Genomic DNA, 19216 nt, shown 5'->3' with positions numbered 1-19216 from the left:
GTTCATTGAGCTAATGCTTCGGCATTACTTGGTAATGCGTGTTTCTACGTCTTTCAGTGCTTGCGGAACAGTCTGGCGGCCATTCACCGCATTGATGATGGCGCTGCGTTCTGCATACCAGAAGGCGCTCATCTGCGGGATGTTAGGCATGATTTCGCCGTTTTTGGAGTTAGCCATGGTGGCGGCGATGCGCGGATCTTTCTCCAGTTGTTCCTGATACGTTTTCAGTGCCACAGCGCCCAGCGGTTTATCTTTGTTGACCACCGCCAGACCTTCGTCGGTGATCAGATAGTTTTCCAGGAACTCTTTCGCCAGTTCTTTATTCGGGCTGGCGGCGTTGATACCCGCAGTCAGTACGCCAACGAACGGTTTAGACGGTTTGCCGTGGAAGCTTGGCAGCAGCGTCACGCCGTAATTGATTTTGCTCTTGTCGAGGTTTGACCAGGCCCACGGACCGTCGATAGTCATCGCGGTCTGGCCTTTGTTGAAGGCGGCTTCGGCGATGGAATAATCGGTATCGGCGTTGATGTGTTTGTTTTTCACCAGATCGATGATGAATTGCAGGCCAGCCTGAGAACCTGCGTTATTCACGCCCGTGTCTTTGATGTTGTATTTGCCGTTTTCATACTTGAACGCATAACCGCCGTCAGCGGCGATGATTGGCCAGGTGAAGTACGGTTCCTGCAAGTTCCACATGATGGCGCTCTTGCCTTTGGCGCGCAGCTCTTTGTCCAGTGCCGGGATTTCTTCCCAGGTTTTTGGCGCTTCTTTAATGATGTCTTTGTTGTAAATCAGTGACAGCGCTTCAACCGCGACCGGATAGCCGATCAGCTTGCCGTTGAAGGTCACTGCATCCCAGGTGAACGGGAACAGTTTGTCTTTGAAGGCTTTATCCGGGCTGATTTCAGCCAGCAGGCCAGACTGTGCGTAACCGCCGAAACGGTCGTGCGCCCAGAAGATAATGTCAGGGCCGTCGCCGGTGGCCGCCACTTGCGGATATTTTTCTTCCAGCTTGTCCGGATGTTCTACCGTGACTTTAATGCCGGTGTCTTTCTCAAACTTCTTACCGACTTCCGCCAGGCCGTTGTAGCCTTTGTCACCGTTGATCCAGATGACCAGCTTTCCTTCTTCTATTTTGGCAAATGCGGAAGATGACAGCACCAGCGTAGCCAGCGCTGAGAGTGCCAGTGTTTGTTTAACAATCTTTTTAATGCTGAGAGTCATAATCCAATCCTTTTTATTTCCTGTGAGGAGTCGGTTTTCTGTCGTCTGAGACGGGAAAAGACAGGGTACGACGCCAGTGTGGATTCAACCCGACAACGCTTCATCATCCCCCCCTCTACGCCCCCGCCTCTCAGAATGTGATCCCGCCGACACTCTCTGGCGTTATGTGGTTCATCACTCAAAAATATGCGTCGTTTTTTGCCATTCAGATCACGAATTTGATTTTTGCTGTGAACTTTCATCCGGTTGCGCGAATCCGTCATCCTCCCTGCTCCTCCCCCATGAAAAACTTTGTTACGGATGATTACGCTTAGCGGCTATTCCTTCACTCTTCGTTGCATTGAGTTTTCTCGCTGGCAGCAAGTACAGGAGTTCAGGATGGCGAGCGTTTCCCTTAACAGCGTGTACAAAGCCTTTGGTGAAACCGTGATTTCCAGCGACATCAATCTGGAAATCGAAGAGGGCGAGTTTGTGGTGTTTGTCGGGCCATCCGGCTGCGGTAAATCAACCCTGCTGCGCATGATTGCCGGTCTGGAAGACATCACTTCCGGCGAACTGAAGATTGGTGATAAACGCATGAATGAAGTGCCGCCCGCAGACCGCGGCATCGGCATGGTATTTCAGTCTTATGCGCTTTATCCGCACCTGTCGGTGGCTGAAAACATGTCTTTTGGCCTCAAGCTGGCCGGAGCGAAGAAAGCCGAAATCAATCAGCGTGTGAATCAGGTTTCTGAAGTGTTGCAGCTGGCGCACCTGTTAGATCGTCGTCCGAAAGCGCTTTCCGGCGGACAACGTCAGCGCGTAGCGATTGGCCGTACGCTGGTGGCAGAACCGACGGTTTTCCTGCTCGATGAACCGCTTTCCAACTTAGATGCCGCGCTGCGTGTGCAGATGCGTATCGAAATTTCGCGCCTGCATAAGCGCCTGAAACGCACCATGATTTACGTGACCCACGATCAGGTCGAAGCGATGACGCTGGCCGATAAAATCGTGGTGCTCGATGCCGGACATATCGCTCAGGTCGGTAAGCCGCTCGAGCTGTATCACTATCCTGCCAACCGTTTTGTCGCCGGTTTTATCGGCTCTCCAAAAATGAATTTCCTGCCGGTGAAAGTCACCGGTGCTGAACCTGCACGTGTGCAGGTCGAGTTGCCAAACCGCCAGCAAGTCTGGCTGCCTGTCGAAGGCACCGACGTCAAAGTCGGCAGCAACCTGTCACTGGGTATCCGTCCTGAACATCTTCTGCCAAGCGACGTCGCGGAAGTGACGCTTTCCGGTGAAGTGCAGGTCGTCGAGCAACTGGGTAACGAAACACAGATCCACATCCAAATTCCGGCAATTCGTCAGAACCTGGTGTACCGCCAGAACGACGTGGTGCTGGTAGAAGAAGGTGCAACATTCGCCATCGGGTTGCCACCACACCGCTGCCATCTGTTCCGCGAGGACGGAACTGCATGTCGCCGGTTACATCCCGAATCTGGTGTTTGAAAGCACGCGATCCCCTACAGGAGAAAATGATGATTACAATGCGTAGTTCTTCCCTGGCGCTGGCAGTGGCTGCCGGAATCCTTTCTACACAAGCAATGGCAGTCGATTTTACCGGTTATGCCCGTTCGGGCATCGGCTGGACTGGTAGCGGCGGCGAGCAGCAATGTTTCAAAGCGACAGGCGCTGACAGTAAATACCGTCTGGGTAACGAATGTGAAACCTATGCGGAGTTAAAACTCGGTCAGGAAGTGTGGAAAGAAGGGGATAAGAGCTTCTACTTCGACACCAACGTGGCGTATTCCGTATCACAACAGAATGACTGGGAGTCAACCGATCCGGCTTTCCGCGAAGCAAACGTGAAGGGTAAGAACCTGATCGAATGGCTGCCGGGTTCCACCATCTGGGCCGGTAAGCGTTTCTACCAACGTCATGACGTTCACATGATCGACTTCTACTACTGGGATATTTCAGGTCCTGGTGCGGGTCTGGAAGATGTGGATCTGGGCTTCGGTAAACTGTCTCTGGCAGCGACCCGTAACACCGAAAGCGGCGGCTCATACGGCTATATTGCTGACCAGCGTAACGAAGTGCCAACGTCCAACGACGTGTTCGACGTTCGTCTGGCAGGCCTGCAAACTAACCCGGGCGGCGTGCTGGAGTTAGGTGTGGATTACGGTCGTGCCAATGCGCGTGACGGTTATTCCTTCGCGGACAATGCGACCAAAGACGGCTTCCTGGTGACTGCAGAACATACGCAGAGCATCTACAACGGCTACAACAAATTCGTCCTGCAATATGCCTCAGACTCTATGACTGATCCGGGTCAGGGCGCAGCGAACGGCCACTCCAACGGTGCAGCCATCGACAACAACGGCAGCATGATCCGTGTTCTCGACCACGGTGCGATTGACTTCAACGATACCTGGAGCCTGATGTATGTGGCGATGTATCAGGATGTTGACCGCGATAACAATAACGGCACAACCTGGTATACCGTCGGTGTCCGTCCGATGTACAAATGGACCCCGATCATGAGCACCTTGCTGGAAGTCGGTTACGACAACGTGAAATCCCAGCGCACCGGCGACAAAAACGGTCAGTACAAAGTTACCCTGGCGCAACAATGGCAGGCTGGCGACAGCATCTGGTCACGTCCGGCCATCCGCGTGTTTGCAACCTATGCAAACTGGGATGAAAAATGGGGCTACGATACTGACAGCGGCGCAAACAATGGCTTAGCGATGAACGATACCAGCACAAGAACCTTCAGCCGTGGTAATGACGACGAAGTCACCTTCGGCGCCCAGATGGAAATCTGGTGGTAATCCTCTTCGTCCTTTGAGCCGCAGGTACGTTAGCTGCCCTCACTCACCCCGGTCACATACTTGTGTATGCTCCCGGGGATGAGTTCAGTTGCCGCCTTCCTGCAACTCAAATGACTTCGAGGCCTGTGCCAGTTTTTAAAAGTACAAGCAGTAAAGAAGATGTGCTGGCTGGCGGATTATCGCTGATAACCGCCAGCCTTCATGGTGATTTCAAAGGAAACAATAATGAAAAAGAATCTGCTGTCACTGTGTCTGTCGCTGAGCCTGCTGGCTGCTGCACCTGCGGTCGTGGATGCGGCGCAGAATGATGCGAATACCGCACCGGCGATTTCCAGCCAGACCTTACGCAACCTTTCATGGACGCCGCTGGTCCCGCCAGTGACGCAGGATGTGACGCTCGGAACGTCCAGCGCACAGATTAATCAGGGTCAAATTCAGGGCGCCGTCGGGGCATTCGCATTGCCTGCCGACCGGGGTTCACTTGAAATTACGCTGACCAGTATCGCGACCGGTAAAACCGTGTATGCGCCAAATGTTCTGGTGCTGGATGAGCAGATGCGTCCGGCAGCCTTTTATCCTTCCAGCTATTTCCCATATCAGAAACCGGGCATCGTCTCCAGTGACCGTCTGGAAGGCACACTGAAACTGACGCCAGCGCTGGGTCAGAAACAAATTTATCTGCTGGTGTACACCACTCGTCAGGATCTGGCTGAAACGACGCAGATGGTGAACCCGGCTAAAGCCTTTGCCGCGGGCGTGGGTAACGCGGTACCGGATATCCCGGATCCGATTGCCCGTCATACCCCAACCGGCACGCTGAGCCTGAAAGTCACCGCCGAGCAGAAAACCGGTAACGTGATGATTGGTCAGTTCCTCCCGTCATCTGCACCAGCAGCAGCGGCGCCAGTGGTTGTCGGCAGCACCCAGGCACCTGCACCTGCGGCAGCCCCGGCCAAACCGTCTGAACCTATGCTCAGTGATTCCGAAACCTATTTCAACGACGCGATTAAGAAAGCGGTGAAAGCAGGGGACGTGGATAAAGCCCTGAAACTGCTGGACGAAGCTGAACGTCTGGGTTCTAAAACTGCCCGTAAAACCTTTATTGAAAGCGTGAAACACTAAGTTTTCTTAGCGCCTCCCTGCGAAGGGGAGGCGCTAAATCTCCTCATTTCATTTTCTCCCTTCTATTTGTTACCCTGTTGTTAATTCATTCAGCGGGGGATTTATGGCGTCTGCAAACTGGGTCGATTTATCGAAAGATAAAGACAGCGGGATCGAGACGATCCACGCCCATTTCGAAGGCCATGCTTACGATCCTCACTGGCATGACAGCTATCTGGTCGGCGTTACGCAATACGGATTGCAGCAGTTCAGCTGCCGGCGCCAGAAGCACCAGAGCCTGCCGGGTAAAGTGTTTATGCTCGAACCGGGCGAAATCCACGATGGCGATGCCGTGCAGCCCGGCGGTTTTACTTACCACATGCTGTATCTCGATCCGCAATGGCTGAGCCGCGAACTGGCGGCGCGGCGCGATTCTCTGTCGTCTGCCGGTGATCCGAGTTTCGAAAACACCTTAGCGCAGGATCCGCAGCTGGCGCAGGCGACGTCGCTGGCGTTTCAGGCGTTGCATGGCAAAGAACTGCGCATTGTGCGGCAGACCGCGCTCGACGGATTACTCAGCGCGCTGGGTGGACATCTCACCTGGCAACCGCCGCGTTTGCAGGGCGAAGCGCCATGGTCACGTGTGGCGAATCAGGCGCGGGAATATCTGCACGCCCATCTGCACGAGGACATTGGCCTCGAACAACTGGCGGCGGTGACCGGCGAAAGCCGCTTTGTGGTCAGCCGTGCGTTTAAAGCCGAATTTGGATTGCCGCCTCACGCTTATCTTATTCAGCTGAAACTGACCCGCGCCCGCGAAGGGTTAGCGCTGGGACGCACGCCGGCAGCGGTGGCGGCAGACTTAGGGTTTGCCGATCAGAGTCATCTCGGGCGCTGGTTCCGCCGTGCGTATCAGCTCACGCCCGCGAATTACCGGCGTCTGTGCACAAATCTTCCAGATTGAGAAAAAGTGACAGGTTAAGCTCAGATTTCAACTGAACCGGAGCCTGTCACCATGAATACCCCTGCCACAATTTTGCCCTCATCCCCTGAACGCTGCGTTATCGTGATCAACCAGCAACTGGCCGCCGGACACGCCGCCAATGCCGCTGCGGTACTGGCGCTGACGCTCGGACAACGTCATCCGTCTCTGGTTGGCGCGCCGCTGATTGATGCTGATAACCGGGAACATCCGGGGCTGATCCCGATTGGTATCAGCGTGTTAGTGGCCGATGCTCAACAACTCACACAACTTCATCAGCATCTGCTTAATGATGATGAAATGGATGGCATTATTTTCCCGGTGGAAGGGCAGCAAACCACTGATTACGCGGCATTTCGTGAAGCGGTATCTGTTGTGCCGACGGATAACCTGCAACTGCTCGGCATCGCGCTGGCGGGGAATAAAAAAGTGGTGCGTAAGCTGACCGGCAAACTGGGATTACTGGGCTGATGCCTGTCATTTAACCGTCACATTTTTTCTCTATTCTCCTGATATTCAAACTAATATCAGGAGTTTCACCGTGCGTAAGTCCCTCGTCGCTCTGCTGCTTTTCACTCTGGGTTCCACCTTTGCTGTTCAGGCTGCTGAAGAAGCCAAACCGTTTATCACCAGTCAGGAACTGGATCTGACCCAATATCTGCCAGCGCCACCGGCGGATGATTCGGCACAGACCAAAGCTGAGCTGAAAGAATTGCTGGAAATTCAGGCCACCCGTACGCCTGAGCAAGAGAAAGCCGCGATTGCCGATGCCGAAGAAAATGTCTGGCGTTTTGCCAATGTAATGGGCCCGGATTTTGATGCCGCGAAACTGCCGAAAACCGCCGCGCTGTTTGAGCGCATTGTGGCGACAGAAGACGTGGTGGACGATCACGCCAAGAAAGCGTTTAACCGTCCACGTCCTTACATGCTGGATGAACAAATTCATCCGCTGCTGAAAAAATCTAAATCCGGTTCTTGGCCTTCCGGTCATTCCACTATCGGTTATCTGATGGCGACGGTACTGGGTGAAATGGTGCCGGAAAAACGCAATGAACTGTTCACCCGCGCGGCCGGTTACGCTGAAAATCGTCTGGTGGCCGGTTTCCATTACCGTTCAGATACCGTGATGAGTCGTACCGGCGCGGCGCTGATCGCCCAGAAGATGGCAGAGCAGCCTGATTTCAAAACGGAATTTGACGCGGCAAAAGCCGAACTGCGTGCGCAGCTGGGCCTGAAATAATTGTCGTCAGTTCCTGCCTTTCCGGTAAAGTGTGGGGCGTAAAACTCGCAAAGGAAGGGACTGATGGAATACAAATTCAAACGAATGGCATCACCGGTCGGGCTGCTGACGCTGGCGGCAAAAGGTGACAAACTGACCGCCATTTTGTGGGAATGTGAAATCGACGGGCGTGTGCCGTTGGGCGACATGATTGAAGACCCGTCGTTTCCGATCCTGCTGAAAACCGAGCAACAGCTGAACGAATATTTCGCAGGCGAACGTACGCGCTTTGAGCTGGAACTGGATTTCACCGGCACGGAATTTCAGAAAGAAGTCTGGGCGGCGTTGCTGGAAATTCCCTTTGGTGAGACGCGCAGTTATGGCGATATCGCCCGCCGTATTGGCCGTCCGAAAGCCGTCCGCGCCGTCGGTGCTGCCAATGGTCGTAACCCGATTTCCATTGTGGCGCCTTGCCATCGTGTCATCGGTGCTTCCGGTAAGTTAACCGGCTTTGCTGGCGGCCTCGATAACAAAGCGTTATTACTCAAGCTGGAAGGGCGCAAATCCTAGGGTTTTAATCGGGTAAATAAATCACTTGATGTCCGCTTGTCAGTCGATGCATAGTCAAAAAATAAGCAGTAAATAAAAAAGACAACATCACTTACAGACGGAGTTTTAAATCAATGGATCAGATTCAATCCCTCGAACAGTTCTTATCCTCAGTACAACAACGCGACCCGCATCAGGTCGAATTCTCCCAGGCCGTACGTGAAGTTATGACCACGCTATGGCCTTTCCTCGAACAAAATCCGCAATACCGCCGTTCTGCTTTACTCGAACGTCTGGTGGAGCCGGAGCGTGTCATTCAGTTCCGCATCGCGTGGGTGGATGACAAAAATCAGGTGCAGGTGAACCGTGGCTGGCGCGTGCAGTTCAGCTCGGCGATTGGCCCGTATAAAGGCGGCATGCGTTTCCATCCGTCGGTCAATTTATCAATCCTCAAATTCCTCGGTTTTGAGCAGACCTTTAAAAATGCCCTGACCACGTTGCCAATGGGCGGCGGGAAGGGCGGCAGTGATTTCAATCCGAAAGGCAAAAGCGAAGGCGAAATCATGCGTTTCTGTCAGGCGCTGATGCTGGAACTGTACCGTCATCTCGGGCCGGATACCGATGTGCCTGCGGGTGATATCGGCGTCGGCGGGCGTGAAGTCGGGTATATGGCGGGGATGATGAAAAAACTCTCCAATAACACCGCCAGTGTGTTCACCGGCAAAGGGTTGTCGTTTGGCGGCAGTCTGATCCGCCCGGAAGCCACAGGTTATGGCTTGATCTATTTCACTGAATCAATGCTCAAACGCCATGGTCTGGATTTTGAAGGTATGCGCGTTGCGGTATCCGGTTCCGGCAACGTGGCGCAATACGCGATTGAAAAAGCCATGTCACTGGGCGCACGGGTGATTACGGCGTCAGATTCTAACGGTACTGTCGTCGATGAAGCAGGCTTTACTCCTGAGAAACTGGCGCTGCTGACCGAAATCAAAGCCAGCCGCGACGGGCGTGTGGCCGATTATGCAGAAAAACTCGGGCTGACCTATCTCGAGGGCCAGCAGCCGTGGAATGTGCCGGTGGATATCGCGCTGCCTTGCGCCACACAAAATGAACTGGATGCCGATGCGGCACGCGTGCTGATTGCCAATGGCGTGAAAGCCGTCGCCGAAGGCGCGAACATGCCGACAACCATTGAAGCGACCGACTTGTTCACCGACGCGGGCGTGTTGTTCGCACCGGGCAAAGCGGCGAATGCCGGTGGCGTGGCGACGTCAGGTCTGGAAATGGCGCAGAACGCTGCACGTCTGAGCTGGAAAGCCGAAGAAGTGGATGCGCGTCTGCGTCACATCATGCTGGATATCCATCACTCCTGCGTGGAGTACGGCGGTGAAGGTAAACAGACGCAATATGTTCGTGGCGCCAATATCGCCGGTTTCGTGAAAGTCGCCGATGCCATGCTGGCGCAGGGCGTGCTCTGATTTTAGGCAGCCACTTTTGAGGCAATTAATTTAGCTAACAAAAAAGCCACTTCTTGCGAAGTGGCTTAATCGTTTGAATCTGATACTAAAATTTGGTGGCCCTTGCTGGACTTGAACCAGCGACCAAGCGATTATGAGAATTATGCTAGTGTCAATAAATTAAATTATTTCATTATATTTCAGATGGTTAATGCATCAATATTGGTTCATATTGGCTAGTATGCCTAAGTTTGTGCGACACTTTTGAGACACTTACCTGTATGCTGTCATTATCAGCCTTTCGATTCTGTATTTCTGGAAACCGCTTAGTTCATCTGCTCTGAGAGTTAATTCATTTTTTACTTGAGAGAACCATGGTTTTTCGCTTTTTAAATCATTCTCAAGCTGGCCTGCGTCATATCTTAACTTGAGGGATAAAGCAATTACTTGCCAATTTGAATGCTTACTTGAAAGCCAAGCATTAACAAATTCCTTAGCTGGAATGGATGGTAATAAATCCATGTTGCTATATTTTCCTGCACCCTCATAAGAGACACATACCAACTTTCTAAAATTATCTCCATCATTCTTTAAGGCGTCTAGTATTTCTTTGTTGAATTCAGGGTATTTATTTTTTAGGGACTCTGACATCTGCTCAGTTAGATATTTTTTGATATTTTGTATGTGTTCATAATATTCGTTTTCTATCCAAAATCCGTGGCCGCCGTAACTATCACTCCGAATCATTATGTTATAACTATTTGGGTTTTTTGGGGGGAGGAGACCTTTTTGTAGTAGTTCGTCAATATACATTTTGCAATCTGAAAAAACTTTTTCAAAGTTGTCTGAAATAATGTTTTTTAATGACATTAAAAATTTCAAACAAAAAATGTGTATCAACTCCCCATAATTTTTAAGTTCTCTTTTGCTAAATTCAGTATTAAATTTGATGATTAACGACTCAACAACGTCGTCTTCTAAATCATCAAAAGACATTAATTGAAGCCAGGTGGGTTGTTCTTTCTGTGTGCAAAAATAATTGCTATTACTAATGCATTCGTTTATTTTTTTAGAATTATAATAACCTTTTATTAGCGTGTTTATTAGTTCTTGTGTGTTAATTAAATCGCTATTTAGTTTTATTTCTTTATGTTTTTCAGATAAAATATTGAGAGGGTGTGATGGCGTTTTGTTATTCTCATCCGCAATATTGTTCTTGTTAAAAGCAGCGCGAAGTTTTATCTTAAACGCCTCCTCTCTTTCTGCGAGGTGTTTTTCTTTAATTTTCCCTATTCTTATTTCTATGCTCAAAGATGTAAATAATGAGAGTAATTCACTCATGGCTGAATCATTGTGTTTATATTCATTATTTATACATGAAATTAATCTCTCACAGTCATTTATGGTGTGTTTTAAAATTCGAAGTGATTTTGAACCTGAATTTTCAAATGACCGTATTACGATTGGTTTGATCTTGCGCAAGAATGTTGAATTTTTCAAATTATCAATAAATGAATCAAATACTGCGTCAATATTCGATTCAACTCTTATTGTATGTCCAAATACTTTTTCTTTAGTTGAGTGAAATATAGCTGCAATTTTATCATCATGAGCAATCGCGATTACTTTGCAATCATTTTGATCGACATATTTATTTATGGCTCCAAGTATTTCATTGGGTTTTAAAAGGCAACGTTCTAAATCATCAAAAACTATAATTTTGTCATTCTCGACGGTCTCTTTTATAAATGCATTAGCTAAACCGCCTATTAAGCCAACAACCCCTAGACTAAACCCGCCAGCTTCAAGCGTTGTTTCGCTAACCTTTTGGGTCGCTTCTTTAGCAAGTCCTTTAATGGGATGCATTTTTGCATAAACACTAGCATAAATATCAGCTTGGTTTTTTATTCCAAAGAGACTTACATAATGCATTTCTTCTTTATCTAAAAGTTTCTTTATTTGATATGTTTTACCTGATCCCCACTCTCCAGTGATCAATACTGCATAACCAGGGGATTCTTCATTTTTATAAAAATCTAAATATTCTTTTAAATAATTATTTTCCATGTTTTACTCCTGATTATTATTTTTGACGAACGAGAGAGGGTTTAATTTTAAAGCATCTTCAAAGTGTTCTGGGGCGAAATGAGAATAACGCATGGTCATTTTTATATCAACATGCCCCAGGATTCGTTGTAATACTAAAATATTTCCACCATTCATCATGAAATGGCTAGCAAAGGTATGTCGTAATACATGGGATAATTGTCCGTCCGGAAGTGAAATGTCAGTTCTATTTAAAGCCGAACGGAACGCATAATAGCAAGGGGCAAAAAATACCCCTGATTTCTTCCTAGGCAATGAATTGGCAAGCTCATCACTTATAGGGACTGTTCGATTTTTCTTGCCTTTAGTTTTAGTAAAAGTGATTCTATTATCTGAAATTTGAGATTTTTGCAGGCTTTCCGCTTCACTCCAGCGTGCGCCTGTAGAGAGGCAAATTCTCACAATCGTTTCCAAATCTTTTGCACTGCTTTTTTTACATTCTTCCAAAAGGTTGGTTATTTCTTCTTGAGTGAGAAAGGCCATTTCACCTTCCTCAGTACGAAAAGCTCTGACATTTTCTAATGGGTTTGGTAGTTGCCATTCACCTAAACGCCGAAGTTCATTAAAGGCAGCGCGAAAATAGGCCAACTCTAAATTTATAGTACGTGGTGTGACTTTCGAGATTCGTTTTGTTCTGGAAAATTCACCAGATAATCGCTTTGCCCTATAGGCCGAAAAAAGCTGAGCATTAAACTCAGTAGCAAGTGGATGTCCCATACATTCTGAAGCCCACTCCATTGCATCAAGCCTTCTCTGGCCATCCTTTAAAGTGGTGCCATGTCGCTCATACCAAAGTTGAGCAATATCTTTTAAGCGTCTGGTTTCTTTCTTTTCGCCATTCCACGGAGAGTTCTGCGCTTTATCTAATGTATAACGCTCGAAAGCAAGAGCCTCGCCTTTGGTGCTGAATTTCTTGCGAACACGTTTACCGCGTTTCCCTGCACTGCGGTTCTCAGTATAAAAATCGGCTTCCCATTGGCCGTTTTCAAGCTTTCTTACGGGCATGATTATTTACACGTCATAACAATGCGGCCGAACACTGTTATGTCGTCCAGATTGCAATCAAAAGCCATGCCGACGCCACTAACCCGAACTCGTTTCACCGGGACTCTTGTCAGTGTTCTGATGCTTACCTTTCCTTCAATATCTACCAACCACTCACCATCATAAATCTCAGGGAATTTTTGCTCGACGATGAATTGTGTTGAACCATCAATTACGCAGATTGGATCTTCTGGTGTCTGAGTACCAGGAAGGAACAAAACTTTATCGAACAGTAAATAGCCTGACTCATACAGTTGGCCCTCTATTAGCTTTTTGCGAGGGAATCGCATGATGTCCAATTCGCTGTCTTCAAATTTCTTGCCTTGGCCAGTAGCAAGCCACTCAAGATTTGCACCTGTCTCGGCAACGCACCGCACTACGATATCTGCAGGAAATCCGCCGCGCTTATAACGTCCCGCCAAACTACTCGAAGCAATACCAAGATGTTCAGCCAGCAAAATTTTGGAACCAAAGCCATAGGCATCTAAAACACGATCCAATACGGGGGCGCTCTCGCCGTCAAAGTTGAAGATAAATTTAGACATGATTTTACGAAGGATAATCACTCAAAAAGCTACATAAATATTGATTTGTAGTTTTTTGCGAGTTAGCCTAGCTCCGTTTTGTAGTTATTAACGATTATTGACGGATATTGCCGTATCCAATCAAAACAGGAGTTTGCCTTATGCGCCCGAATATTACAATTGTCATCCCCGAACCTTACTTACCTCTCGCAGAATATTGCCGTCGTACCGGTATGGCAGTCGAAACTGCTCGTAATTTGATTGAATATGGAAAGCTTCCAATCAAACCAAAAGGTTTACAAAAGAAAGGCTTAATAGAAATTAATATGGCAGCTCTTACTGTTCAGGCTTTGAGTGAATGCAACATTGCGCTTTCTGCGTAATAACTTGCCCAGATTAGGGGAAAGCGACAATGTTTGATTATCAGACCTCTATACATCCATATCTGGATACCGCTTGCCGCCGCTTCTCTTTGGCGCACAACCTAACTGAGGTTGCTGCTGTTATGGGGATTTCTGCCCAAGTGCTACGCAACAAACTGAATCCAGAGCAGCCCCATCGTTTAACAGTAAACGAACTGATCATGCTGACAGATATCACCGATGATTCGGCGGTTCTGGATGGTTTGTTGGCACAACTGAAATGCTTGCCTGCTGTACCGGTGAATGAAGCAAAGCCAGATAATTTATCGTTGCACACCTTAAGTGCCACGGCTGCAATCGGCGTTAGCGATTACCGACACCGGCACCAAGGCCACCACGCTAAAAGAGAAATACGATCCGGTTATTGGATAAGTATTTCATGCCCACGAAAGCCCGCCGCGTGCGGGTTTTTTATTGCCCGCAGATAACCCGCCTCAATCGCACGCAGTGCCGTGCAGTATCGCATTCAACGCCCTGAACCCTTTCAAAACGATCAAGCCGCCTGAGTGAGACAGCGCGGCCGTGCGTCCACGAAACAAAGCAAGACCAGACGGAAATTGCACTACACCGCACCCGCCTGCGCTTTTTGTGTAGGTAATTTTTTTCAGTTTTAAATTTCTACAAACCAACCCGCCACGCCGCGCCGTGCTTGGGATTCTGCGCGTGATCCCAAACTGAAAAGATTGAAAAGAATTTCAGTAAATTTCACTTTTCTGGATCTGTGAAGGATCGAAGGAAAATAACAAGGCAATGAATTGAAAGGTTTTTATCTGCTTTTTGTCAGTTTGGCGGATCGCTGAGAAGATCAAAACGTCGAGCCTATGAAAAGAGAACAGGCCAGGCGGGGCGTGGGCTACGGGTGATTTGACATTAATTAAAAAACTGAAATTTACGAAACTGATACACTGTGATTACATACAGTAAAGTGAATTCAAAGACGGCAGAGCAAAAGCGGCAAAAGGTGGATTTTATGCGTTCGTTGAAAATTTGCAGCGCGGTGATTTATTTCATGGCGAAGGGGGAAAAATTGACCAGGGAACAGGTTTTCGATCAGCAGGGTAATCCAGTGTATGCGATCTGGCCGGTGGGCAGGAAATGGGGCGTTGCTTATCACAATGGTAGGAGATGGACGTCTTTGTCATGCATCCCGCTGAGAACTGAGCGGGATGCTTATGATTGCACTATTGGGCATTACTATAAAAACTACTAACTGTTTCTTAGTATTTATTATTAAGGTTTTATTTGAATAATTGGCGGGTTATATTCAATAACAAACATTCTGCAGGTACCGGTAACTATCCCATCAAGAGATGACGCATCACGCGAGTCCGAAGATAGTTCATATGATTTTGACAAGACTTGCTCTTCAGTCATTGTCAAATCCCCAATCGAATCAACTATACCGACACTTATATTACTTAGTGCTTCTGCAAATTCATACATCTCTTTTATGTCAAAAAATGATGTGACTAGTGTTGTGTGAGTATCTTTTATATATTTTGATTTCTTATAAGTGGGGAATATAATTCCAAAATAGCTGCAAATTTTTCTTAATTCCATTTCCAGGTCATACCAACATTGGAGTATTTCATCTACAGGAATAGGCTGGTTAGCATCAGCTAACTTGTTAATTTTAGCTAGTGTATTAAAATGAAGGTTTATCTGAATCCAAGATTTTAGGATTAATGCGGTATGGTTCCTATTCGTTGTATATTCCACGCCATTATTTGGATTTGATGACGGGTATAAGTTTTTATAAAGGCCAGTGGGATAAGATATTTTTATTATCTTCTCATTATGTTTTTCCTCAATAACTCTAGATAACGTACTTTCCGGTAGGCTTTTGAAATAATCTGTATAAAATTTTATATGAGAATAATAACTATCTAGCTTGCTCTTATTTTCTGCTTCTATAATCTGTTTTTCGGTTTGTATAGTGCGGTGGATATTATTTACGATAGAGGTCAAAGGGACGGATGCTGCCAAAAACAACAGCGGAAGTTTAGATATTATTAAAAACCTCTCGAATCCATGTGCAGAAAGTACAGGGCATTTTCCCCACCAAACCCATGCACCAAAAGAGATAAAGGTAACAAAAGGAACTGCAATTGCGAGCCAAAAAAGCTTTTGCTTGAATAGGTTTCCATGATTAAGGCTTAACCATCCTTTATTATTGGCAAAATACAAAAATCCGAAAACTGCTGCTGGATAGCCTATCAAGAATAAAAAATACCAAAAACTCATAATACGTACCCTCATTGATTAATGTTGAACGACTTAGTTAAATTATAATTATTAAAGCACTTTGTCATTTGCATTTAGTCGTTACCTTTGCTTAACAGTATGTATTAATATCTCTGTAATTTCATTGGCTAATTCCAGACCTAAAACAAAATTGGAATGACATTCTTTGAGTGATTTTTCGTCATTTCTAATTCTTGAATTCTCCGAATTCAGTACAAGAGCGCCTAATTCCATTATTTTTGCAAACAACTCTTCATTTTTCAGTGTGAAAGCTAGAGCCTGAGTTGCTGTACTTTTACGCAAGTTTGTATCGTAGTGATTTTGTATATCGGCTGGACTTATACTTGGGCGTAGAGGCGGAGTGGGTGAGAAAGTAGCCAAAAAATACACTTTCCGTATTATTTCGACCTCATTGCTGACCCATTCCAGGATAGGTTTTACTACCATGTCCTTATCAACCTGAAAACTAATCTCTGTGATTTTTAGTTTTTCTGCATGTTGAAGATCCATCCTCTTTTGCGCTAAACCAATCCACATAGTAAGAGCTACGCCTGTGAGAGCGATCAACGAAGGGAGAGCTGTCCAAAACACCGCCCGTTGGAAGTGAAATACAACACCTAAACTTACTAAAAAGATGCTTACTGATATGAAGAGAGGATAGTTTTTTTGCACGATTCTCACCTAACACAAAATTTCATGCGACAATTTTGCGACACTAGACATCAGATGTAAAAAAGCCACCGTATAGATGGTGGCTTAATCATATGATTTTAAAGCTAAAATTTGGTGGCCCTTGCTGGACTTGAACCAGCGACCAAGCGATTATGAGTCGCGTGCTCTAACCAACTGAGCTAAAGGGCCGAGGTGCGGGATTATACGGTAAACTCTGCTTACAGGTCTATATGTGTTCGGTTTGTATGCGCGTTTTGTGCACAGTTCTGGCATGTTGTATTCGCAGACTTTTTTTACCGATAACTCCGGTAAATACATCTCAGGAAAGAATAATGATTACAGATATTATCGCCAGGGATCTTTCTGTCGTTTTTTGCGGCATCAATCCTGGTCTATCTACCGCTCATCATGGTTTTCATTTTGCTAATGCCAATAATCGCTTCTGGAAAGTTATCTATCAGGCCGGTTTTACCGCGCGCTTGCTGAAGCCTGAAGAAGAGCAACATTTGCTGGATACGGGTTGTGGCATCACGATGCTGGTTGAGCGCCCGACCGTTGAAGCAACCGAACTGGTACGCGATGAGTTGCGTGAGGGCGGGGCGGTTTTGACGGAGAAAGTCGAACGCTATCAGCCGCGTGCACTGGCTGTTTTGGGTAAGCAGGCGTTCAGTAAAGCGTTTAGGATCAGCAAAGTGAACTGGGGACGTCAGGCGCTGAAAATCGGTGCCACAGAGGTCTGGGTGTTGCCTAATCCCAGCGGACTGAACCGTGCGACGTTAGAGGAACTGACCGCCTCTTACCGCGAACTTTACGATGCGCTTAATTCCTGAGCCTAAACTTCAAATAATAAAAAAAGCCCCGCCATTTCCTGAGAAAGGCGGGGCTTTTTATTGGCTGACAGCCTGAGGACGATTAATCGTCCAGGAAGCTGCGCAGCACTTCGGAGCGGCTTGGGTGGCGCAGTTTACGCAACGCTTTCGCTTCGATCTGACGGATACGTTCACGGGTAACGTCGAACTGTTTGCCCACTTCTTCCAGAGTGTGGTCAGTGTTCATATCGATACCGAAACGCATACGCAGAACTTTCGCTTCACGTGCGGTCAGGCCAGCCAGAACGTCATGTGTCGCAGAACGCAGGCTTTCAGACGTTGCAGAATCCAGTGGCAGCTCGAGGGTAGTATCCTCGATAAAATCGCCCAGATGCGAATCTTCATCGTCGCCGATTGGCGTTTCCATGGAGATTGGCTCTTTAGCGATTTTCAGCACTTTACGGATTTTGTCTTCCGGCATCAGCATACGCTCAGCCAGCTCTTCCGGTGTTGGCTCACGACCCATCTCTTGCAGCATCTGACGGGAGATACGGTTGAGTTTGTTGATGGTCTCAATCATATGCACCGGGATACGGATGGTACGTGCCTGGTCGGCGATGGAGCGGGTAATAGCCTGACGGATCCACCAGGTCGCATAAGTTGAGAACTTATAACCACGGCGATATTCAAACTTATCAACGGCTTTCATCAGGCCGATGTTACCTTCCTGGATCAGGTCAAGGAACTGCAGACCACGGTTGGTGTATTTCTTGGCGATAGAAATAACCAGACGTAAGTTTGCTTCAACCATCTCTTTCTTCGCGCGACGGGCTTTCGCTTCGCCGATCGACATGCGACGGTTGATGTCTTTAACCTGCTCGATAGTCAGGCCAGTTTCTTCTTCGATCTGACGCAGTTTCATCAGGCCGCGCTGCACGTCTTCGGTCACTTCTTTCAGCTTCTCAGACCATGGTTTACCCATTGCCAGAGCTGCATCGAACCAGGTATCGCTGGTTTCGTTACCGGCGAACAGATTGACGAAGTTTTTCTTCGGCATTTTGCACTGTTCAACGCACACTTTCATGATCAGACGTTCCTGAGCACGTACGCGATCCATCATGGAACGCATGCTGTTAACCAGGAAATCGAACTGTTTTGGCACTAAACGGAACTGTTTGAACACATCGGACAGCTTCAGGATTTCTTCTGCTGCGCTCTTGTGACTACGGCCGTTTTTCTTGATGACCAGACGTGTCGCTTCATGTTGTTCACGCAGTTCGGTGAACTTCTGGCGAGCCAGTTCAGGGTCGATGCTGTTGTCGTCTTCAGCGTCGTCGTCTTCATCTTCGTCTTCGTCGTCATCATTCTGCTCTTCAGTGGTCAGTTCAGAACCCACATGAGTCGCAGTTGGTGCGATTTCTTCTTCGGCGTTCGGGTCAACAAAACCGGTGATCAGGTCAGACAGACGTACTTCGCCTGCTTCCACACGGTCATATTGCTCTAACAAATAAGTGATAGCTTCAGGATATTCAGCAACGGAGCACTGGACCTGATTGATACCGTCTTCGATACGTTTGGCGATGTCGATTTCGCCTTCACGGGTCAGCAGTTCAACGGTACCCATCTCGCGCATATACATACGCACTGGGTCGGTGGTACGGCCAATTTCGGATTCAACGCTGGAAAGTACCTGCGCCGCCGCTTCTGCAGCGTCTTCGTCGGTATCTGGGCGGTTTTCGGCCAGCATCAAATCATCGGCGTCCGGAGCTTCTTCAAGAACCTGGATGCCCATGTCGTTAATCATCTGGATGATGTCTTCGATCTGGTCGGAATCGACGATATCTTCCGGCAGATGGTCATTGACCTCAGCATAGGTCAGATAGCCTTGCTCCTTACCACGGGTGACAAGTAGCTTAAGCTGTGACTGCGGGTTTTGCTCCATAAGACGGTATCCACACTTCAGAGTATTTGGGTTGGTGTCGGTCGGGTAACATCGCCAACAATAACGTTAGGGGCGTTTATTGTGCCGCGGCCCACCAGGGCGGCTCTG

19 protein-coding genes and 1 tRNA gene are annotated in these 19216 nt (G+C 47.9%); 12 read left to right on the top strand and 8 right to left on the bottom strand.

Annotation, left to right across the window (positions count from 1 at the left end; genetic code table 11):
• Positions 1-24: 24 nt before the first annotated feature.
• Complete coding sequence (gene malE, locus ACM615_RS13590; RefSeq protein WP_112286740.1) at positions 25-1224, bottom strand: maltose/maltodextrin ABC transporter substrate-binding protein MalE; 1200 nt, start codon at positions 1222-1224, stop codon at positions 25-27.
• Between the two features lie 378 nt (positions 1225-1602).
• Between malE and malK the strand changes: the two genes are divergently transcribed.
• The 8 genes from malK (at position 1603) to gdhA (ending at position 9366) form a co-directional block, all read left to right on the top strand.
• A complete protein-coding gene (gene malK / locus ACM615_RS13585; protein ID WP_112286738.1) occupies positions 1603-2712 on the top strand; it encodes a maltose/maltodextrin ABC transporter ATP-binding protein MalK in 1110 nt (369 codons plus the stop codon).
• 26 nt (positions 2713-2738) lie between these two features.
• Positions 2739-4037: a maltoporin gene (locus ACM615_RS13580; RefSeq protein ID WP_162940769.1), complete on the top strand. Its 1299-nt coding sequence runs from the start codon at positions 2739-2741 to the stop codon at positions 4035-4037.
• 225 nt (positions 4038-4262) lie between these two features.
• The gene (malM, locus tag ACM615_RS13575; RefSeq protein ID WP_431012036.1) at positions 4263-5159 is read left to right on the top strand and encodes a maltose operon protein MalM; all 897 of its coding nucleotides are present in this window, start codon (positions 4263-4265) and stop codon (positions 5157-5159) included.
• 103 nt (positions 5160-5262) lie between these two features.
• Positions 5263-6102, top strand: a complete 840-nt coding sequence (locus ACM615_RS13570; RefSeq protein WP_431012035.1) for an AraC family ligand binding domain-containing protein — start codon at positions 5263-5265, stop codon at positions 6100-6102.
• Positions 6103-6153: 51 nt separating this feature from the next.
• Positions 6154-6591, top strand: a complete 438-nt coding sequence (locus tag ACM615_RS13565; RefSeq protein ID WP_113877155.1) for a DUF2000 domain-containing protein — start codon at positions 6154-6156, stop codon at positions 6589-6591.
• Between the two features lie 70 nt (positions 6592-6661).
• A complete protein-coding gene (locus ACM615_RS13560; RefSeq protein ID WP_431012034.1) occupies positions 6662-7360 on the top strand; it encodes an acid phosphatase in 699 nt (232 codons plus the stop codon).
• A 63-nt stretch (positions 7361-7423) separates the two neighbouring features.
• A complete protein-coding gene (locus tag ACM615_RS13555; RefSeq protein WP_129639288.1) occupies positions 7424-7909 on the top strand; it encodes a methylated-DNA--[protein]-cysteine S-methyltransferase in 486 nt (161 codons plus the stop codon).
• A 113-nt stretch (positions 7910-8022) separates the two neighbouring features.
• Entirely contained in the window at positions 8023-9366 is a 1344-nt protein-coding gene (gene gdhA, locus ACM615_RS13550) for an NADP-specific glutamate dehydrogenase (RefSeq protein WP_120163275.1), read from the top strand.
• Between the two features lie 252 nt (positions 9367-9618).
• On the opposite strand, the gene ACM615_RS13545 is transcribed toward gdhA, so the two are convergent.
• Genes ACM615_RS13545 through ACM615_RS13535 form a run of 3 tightly spaced genes read right to left on the bottom strand, consistent with a single transcriptional unit; the run spans position 9619 to position 13040 of the window.
• Positions 9619-11412 carry a P-loop NTPase fold protein gene (locus ACM615_RS13545; protein WP_431012033.1) on the bottom strand — a complete coding sequence of 598 codons (1794 nt, stop codon included), beginning with the start codon at positions 11410-11412 and terminating at the stop codon, positions 9619-9621.
• A gap of 3 nt (positions 11413-11415) precedes the next feature.
• Positions 11416-12456, bottom strand: coding sequence for a phage integrase (locus ACM615_RS13540; RefSeq protein ID WP_431012032.1), 1041 nt, complete (start codon positions 12454-12456; stop codon positions 11416-11418).
• A gap of 2 nt (positions 12457-12458) precedes the next feature.
• A complete protein-coding gene (locus ACM615_RS13535; protein ID WP_431012031.1) occupies positions 12459-13040 on the bottom strand; it encodes a phage repressor protein CI in 582 nt (193 codons plus the stop codon).
• A 140-nt stretch (positions 13041-13180) separates the two neighbouring features.
• Between ACM615_RS13535 and ACM615_RS13530 the strand changes: the two genes are divergently transcribed.
• The 3 genes from ACM615_RS13530 to ACM615_RS13520 all read left to right on the top strand — a co-directional run bounded on the left by ACM615_RS13530 (position 13181) and on the right by ACM615_RS13520 (position 14651).
• A complete protein-coding gene (locus tag ACM615_RS13530; protein ID WP_112152073.1) occupies positions 13181-13402 on the top strand; it encodes a regulator in 222 nt (73 codons plus the stop codon).
• 29 nt (positions 13403-13431) lie between these two features.
• Positions 13432-13869: a phage regulatory CII family protein gene (locus ACM615_RS13525; RefSeq protein WP_431012030.1), complete on the top strand. Its 438-nt coding sequence runs from the start codon at positions 13432-13434 to the stop codon at positions 13867-13869.
• A 542-nt stretch (positions 13870-14411) separates the two neighbouring features.
• Positions 14412-14651 (top strand): hypothetical protein, encoded by a 240-nt coding sequence (locus tag ACM615_RS13520; protein ID WP_431012029.1) that lies wholly within the window; start codon positions 14412-14414, stop codon positions 14649-14651.
• A 20-nt stretch (positions 14652-14671) separates the two neighbouring features.
• Here ACM615_RS13520 and ACM615_RS13515 read toward each other — a convergent pair whose 3' ends face one another.
• From ACM615_RS13515 to ACM615_RS13505, 3 genes are all read right to left on the bottom strand, one after another.
• Positions 14672-15685 (bottom strand): hypothetical protein, encoded by a 1014-nt coding sequence (locus ACM615_RS13515; protein ID WP_431012028.1) that lies wholly within the window; start codon positions 15683-15685, stop codon positions 14672-14674.
• A gap of 81 nt (positions 15686-15766) precedes the next feature.
• The gene (locus tag ACM615_RS13510; RefSeq protein WP_431012027.1) at positions 15767-16357 is read right to left on the bottom strand and encodes a hypothetical protein; all 591 of its coding nucleotides are present in this window, start codon (positions 16355-16357) and stop codon (positions 15767-15769) included.
• Positions 16358-16469: 112 nt separating this feature from the next.
• Positions 16470-16546, bottom strand: a tRNA-Ile gene (locus ACM615_RS13505).
• 143 nt (positions 16547-16689) lie between these two features.
• Between ACM615_RS13505 and mug the strand changes: the two genes are divergently transcribed.
• Positions 16690-17187, top strand: a complete 498-nt coding sequence (gene mug, locus ACM615_RS13500; protein ID WP_431012026.1) for a G/U mismatch-specific DNA glycosylase — start codon at positions 16690-16692, stop codon at positions 17185-17187.
• 82 nt (positions 17188-17269) lie between these two features.
• Here the strand turns inward: mug and rpoD are convergent, their stop codons facing one another.
• Positions 17270-19108 carry an RNA polymerase sigma factor RpoD gene (gene rpoD, locus ACM615_RS13495; RefSeq protein ID WP_095923569.1) on the bottom strand — a complete coding sequence of 613 codons (1839 nt, stop codon included), beginning with the start codon at positions 19106-19108 and terminating at the stop codon, positions 17270-17272.
• Between the last annotated feature and the right edge of the window lie 108 nt (positions 19109-19216).

The organism is Rahnella sp. PAMC25617 (assembly GCF_050606005.1).
Taxonomy (GTDB): Bacteria; Pseudomonadota; Gammaproteobacteria; order Enterobacterales; family Enterobacteriaceae; genus Rahnella; species Rahnella variigena.
The sequence above is the reverse complement of the archived record's forward strand: the minus strand, read 5'-3'. Positions and strand labels throughout refer to the sequence as shown.